This window comes from Petrotoga halophila DSM 16923, from assembly GCF_002924615.1.
The window spans coordinates 1-1,813 of record NZ_JALY01000343.1; the positions used below are offsets into that span (position 1 = coordinate 1).

The 1,813-nt window shown below is 30.6% G+C and carries 1 protein-coding gene and 1 pseudogene; one reads left to right on the forward strand and one right to left on the reverse strand.

The genetic code is table 11. The features are described 5' to 3' along the window. Window positions 1-710 (forward strand): annotated as a pseudogene (locus AA81_RS14360) (hypothetical protein); the annotation flags it as partial. 182 nt (window positions 711-892) lie between these two features. On the opposite strand, the gene AA81_RS14650 reads toward AA81_RS14360, so the two are convergent. Further along, window positions 893-1,771, reverse strand: coding sequence for an RpnC/YadD family protein (locus tag AA81_RS14650; RefSeq protein ID WP_103899360.1), 879 nt, complete (start codon window positions 1,769-1,771; stop codon window positions 893-895). Window positions 1,772-1,813: the final 42 nt, after the last annotated feature.

Genomic DNA, 1,813 nt, shown 5'->3' on the forward strand with positions numbered 1-1,813 from the left:
TTCGGTTAGCCATAGCATTTCCTGAAAATTGTCATTTAGAAGGTAGTGAATCACCAGATTTCATAGTTAAATTTGATAATCAAAAAATTGGAATTGAATTAACGAGAGCTATTGATGAAAAAATTATGAAAAGTCAAGATTTAGAAATTGAGATTTATAAAAAAATACAAAAATATGTGGAGGAAGAAGATATTAAAAAAGTTATATGGTTGTCTTTCTCTAATAAATTAGATTCTGATATAAACAAAATAAAAAAGAACAAATTTATTAAAGGCTTTACTGAAGAATGCAAAAAATATATAATGACAAGAAGAAATACGGAATATTCTTCATTTGAAGAATTCTGTGAATCAAATAAAAATTCTTTAATATGCAAGTATTTAGAAGTTGAACCAATACGAGAGGATTATAAGAAACCATTAGTAATTCCTGGAGGCAGATATTTTTTTCCATTTGATTATGAAAGGAAATTAAAAGTCGCAATAAATAAAAAGATTGGAAAGATATCCAATTATAGGAAAAAAGTTGATAAAATATATTTATTAATAAAAATATCAAATGATCCGGCTAACTTAGTTCCTTTCCTAGATGATGACATTCCATATATAAAAGAAATACTTAATTCATATACTAAAGGAGAAAATAATTTCGATAAAATATTTTTATATCATCATAGCGACATAGAGCCAAAAATAATAATAACTGATTAATAGTTAAGTCAGCCGCTCTTGCCAAACGAAAAGTGTACCCGATTATGCAAAGTGTGTCCGCCCGCCCATGAGGAAAGAAAGCCTTTCTCCATTTCACCACGCAACTCACCCATGAGGAAATGGAAAAGGGTTTTGCCCTGTTACCTATCCAAAAATATCTGATAGTGTTTCACCTACTACTATTATTTCAATAACTCTTTTAGGTCTTCTATTGTAATTTCTAATAAATTGTCTCCTATGTAATCTATCGTCTTCTCATCTGCTTTTCTTATCTTATCTTTTATTTCTTCAGTTAGTTGGTTACCAAATCTTTTGCTTAATATTCTAATTGCAAACTCTTTTTCACCTTCTCTTTTCCCTTTTTCCACGCCTTCTTCAAATAATGAGGCTCCTATCTTTGTCATTCGTATCACCTCTTTCAGTTTGTTTATGTACTCTTCCCTTACATAATTATCAGAGAACCCTAATAACGATCCTATTACCGCTTCTTTTTTGTCTTCATCTGGTATAGTGATTGCTAACTCTAAAGCTTCTTTTGTCACTTCTTCTTCGCTTTTTTCGTTTCTCATCAATGGCAAGAATACTAAATCCATTAAGTCTTTATCCGTTAGTGCTTCTTCTTTTTCTATCTTTCTTTTTATTTCTTTGTACCTTTTTATTCCATCGTACTTTATCATGAATACTTGTAAAACTTTGTATTTATTTAAACCCATGTCCAATTCACTTTCTGCACTTTCATATTTCCCTGAGTATATTACTACCGTGTTTATCTTTCTTCTTTCTTTTTGGAATAACGCTATGTCGTATTGTGCGAATCTTAGTAAGTCGGCTTTCTTCCACGTGGTTTGAAATTCTAAGTGTAATAGTGAGTTGTCTTCTAGTTCGAATACAAAATCCATGTTTCTGTCTGATACGTTTATTACTGGTAGTTCTGTTGGTTTTACTGAAATTATCTTTGGTAAGTTTAGTTCATAATATTTGAGGGTTTCGTTTTTGAATAGTACTGACATCTTTTTGAAGATAATGTCCTGACGGTTGTGGGTTATGTTAGTGCCTTTCATCAGCTCCCCCTTTTGGTTACATGATAGTTTGTTGTACTATTT